This window comes from Moorena bouillonii PNG (assembly GCF_001942495.1).
GTDB classification, from domain to species: Bacteria; Cyanobacteriota; Cyanobacteriia; order Cyanobacteriales; family Coleofasciculaceae; genus Moorena; species Moorena bouillonii.
Genome location: NZ_MKZS01000001.1, coordinates 2,739,317 through 2,742,462, shown reverse-complemented (window position 1 = coordinate 2,742,462; position 3,146 = coordinate 2,739,317). Strand labels below are relative to the sequence as shown.

Below are 3,146 nucleotides of genomic sequence, written 5' to 3'. Positions count from 1 at the left end.
AGCCGTGCATATCAGAACTTTTTTGTTCGCGAAGCGTGGCCATAGGCCAAGGTAGGGCGAAATATCCTAGATTTAAGTCATATCATCATCGCCAATCAATTCAGTACCCCCAGAAAGTCAAGCAAGTAGGTGACTGTCTTAAATTTCCCGGAAAATTAGGATTTGTTAAAGCAGTAATTCACCGTCCACTAGATGGAACAATCAAGACTGTAACGGTTAGCAAAGATCCTTCTGGTAAGTATTATGCCTCTGTTTTGATGGAGTACGATTCCAAGGAATTAAAGCCTTCTAAGGACGGAAGAGTTATTGGCATTGACTTGGGTATCAAGGATTTTGCGATCACCTACGATGGCGATAAGACTTCTAAATTCAGCAATCCCAAGCACTTAGCTAAATACGAAAAAAAGCTAGGTAAAAAACAACGCATTGCAGCCCGAAAAAAGAAGGGTAGTAATGGTCGCATAAAAGCACGTAAGATTGTAGCTAAGGTATATGAACGTATTGGAAATGTCCGTCAAGACTACCTGCACAAGCTATCTAGAAAGATTGTAGATCAAAACCAGGTAGTGGTAGTCGAAAACCTAAACGTCAAGGGCATGCTGTGCGCTACGCGCACGCTTCGCGAACGTAACCACAAATTAGCTAAAGCAATATTTGATCTGAGTTGGGGAACCTTTGTAAATTTCCTTTCTTATAAATGCGAAAAAGAAGGAAAAGTACTGGTCGAGATAGATCGGTGGTTCCCCAGTTCCAAAACCTGCTCTAATTGCCATTACCTAATCAAAGAGTTGCCGCTAGATGTAAGGTCTTGGATTTGTCCAAGCTGTGGCACTCATCACGATAGGGATGGTAATGCAGCTAAGAATATTAGAGCAGAAGGGATCAGAATGCTATCCTCCTCTGGGACGGGGGAGGTCAACGCCAGTGGAGAAGAAGTAAGACCAAAGCGAGGGCGTCCGTCTAAGCTAAGGCATTCTTCCGTGTTCGCGTAGCGTGGCCAAAGGCCAAGCTGGAAGCCTACACTGTACCCAACGGGTCAGTGTAGGTAGTTCACTTGTGCCTAGGTACTTACTTTGAAGTGCGGAATGTGAGGCTAAACCCAATCCTCCTGCTGAGAATTGGGATTGGTTTCAATATAGCGCTACGCGCAATGGCATTGGCAACAGGCAACAGGCAAAAGTTAACAGCGATAGCTTTTGCTGCTTATATTAATCTCAAACACCTGAATGCGTAGTGCTATAAGAGCGATCTAGAACATTGGTAAGTCGTGGAGGAATAAAGGTTATGGAGCTTTGGCATGGGGCAGACTTGTGCAAGCAAGACCATCTTTGTTCCCATCTAGACGGAAACGATCATCCCCAAAGTAGTTAAACACAGCCTGTGCCTCTTCCTGAGTCTTAAAATCCGAGCAGTTACAATCGGAATTCACACAATCGGGAAGCTCAAAAAGATTGGCTGTATCAGTTTCAGGGTTGCTTTGAACAGCAGGTTTCAGAGTAGCCATTAGTGTAGGAGGGCTATACTCAGTGCTTTCTTTAGACGCAAAAACGATATAGGCATCTGGGGCTTTATATTCTGCACGATTAATCAGAATAGTCACTATGTGATCAGTATCACCTTTGATGAAATCTAGTAACTCAGGTGAGTTAAAGCTAAAAGAATCTCCTGTCGCTATAGAAGCTGCAGGGAGTTTCCCTAAGTAAGTTGTTTGGTTTGAGAGAAATAAATTGGTAGAGCAAGTATCATTACCCGGCGCGTTATTCCAAGTGGTTTTGGTTTCAGACCAATTTTCCTCTACTCCATCATTCAAGCCATAAAACTCAATAGATCCTTTGGTGTTGGGAAGGTTTATCGTACTCAAATTCAGGCTCACATCATCAATACCATCATTCAGCTCACTGAGATCAAATCGGAGGTAAGTTTTGCGGCTATAAGAGACGGTGTTATCAAGCTTGACGACTAATTTACCGTTTGTTCCATTGTTCTTACTAGAGTAGGAACCACCTCGGATAAAGGTGTCTGCTCCATTGCCCGCTGCTGTAGTAATTAGTTGAACATTGGCATTGATTGGTGCTACTTGGGGTTTGTCTACATTTTGTATGCTCTCGCTTTCAGCGTTAACCATGGCTTGGCTTGGAGCGGGGAAGAGCATCACGGCAGGAATTATCAAAACCGCGCTCAGCAGAAAAGCCCATAGACTTCTGAGAGATTTAGGTACCATGTGACGTTGTTGTAATTGGGTTAACAATAATGGTGCATCTATACTATATAGCAATAGGTGCATCTAAATATTTGTAAAAAAGATTGGAAGTGTGGGAAGTGTGGAACCCGGGCGCGGGAAGTGTGGGAATTTTATCCGGAATTTTGCCTAATTGCAAAAGCGCTGCATCGCTTTATCATAACACCAAAAACTCCTCGGATATCTTGACTACTATTCCCTGTTATCTTTGTCTATTAATCCTATAGTTATAGCAGTCAAAGGAAAGCTTAGTACATACTAATAAAGTAAAGTATTGTTAATCAATTAATCAAATGCCAGTTCCTTACAGTTACGATTTAAGAAAAAAAGTGATTAGTGCTATCGACGATGGCATGGTAAAAACTCAAGCTATTCGTTTATTTAAAAAAATCATAAATACAATTAAGCTCTGAAAAAAAAAGATAAATTAAACATATTATAGCCCAAACTATGGTTATCAAAAGGGATATAATACGAAAATAGCTGATTTAGATAGATTTAGGTAATTTGTGCCATCTCATGGTAGCTCAAATCAGAATCAAATGGCATAAGCATGGTCATAAAATATTAGTGATAGGACTATAGGTAAAGCCTTTAAAAAAATCGGTTATACCCGATAAAAAAAATTTACGGTTATCGAGAAATGAATGAATAAAAAAGGCAATAGTTTCTAGAACAAATTTATAAAAATAAGCCAGACAAGCTAGTTTACATAGCGGTGCGACAAGGCGGGACGTTTCCAACTCCTAGGTCCCTGCTCCGCGAACGCCTAGGGAACGCGCACCAAGAGAGGAGAAAAAATTCGATAATTAGTTGAATCAGCCGGTTGTGAACTTCAGGTGCGCGTTCCCTCTGACGGGGTGACAAACAGCCTTAAAAGCTTTACGGGGTGTGGGGTGTGGGGTGA

1 protein-coding gene and 1 pseudogene are annotated in these 3,146 nt (G+C 41.6%); one reads left to right on the top strand and one right to left on the bottom strand.

What is annotated here, in order from left to right; all coding sequences use genetic code 11:
• Positions 1–992, top strand: a pseudogene (locus tag BJP37_RS11240) (RNA-guided endonuclease InsQ/TnpB family protein); the annotation flags it as partial.
• A gap of 290 nt (positions 993–1,282) precedes the next feature.
• On the opposite strand, the gene BJP37_RS36255 reads toward BJP37_RS11240, so the two are convergent.
• Positions 1,283–2,284, bottom strand: coding sequence for a CBM96 family carbohydrate-binding protein (locus BJP37_RS36255; RefSeq protein ID WP_075898827.1), 1,002 nt, complete (start codon positions 2,282–2,284; stop codon positions 1,283–1,285).
• Positions 2,285–3,146: the final 862 nt, after the last annotated feature.

Excerpts from the sequence above, each read along its gene's own strand:
- BJP37_RS36255 (WP_075898827.1), bottom strand. The coding sequence starts at position 2,284 with ATGCACCTATTGCTATATAGTATAGATGCACCATTATTGTTAACCCAA.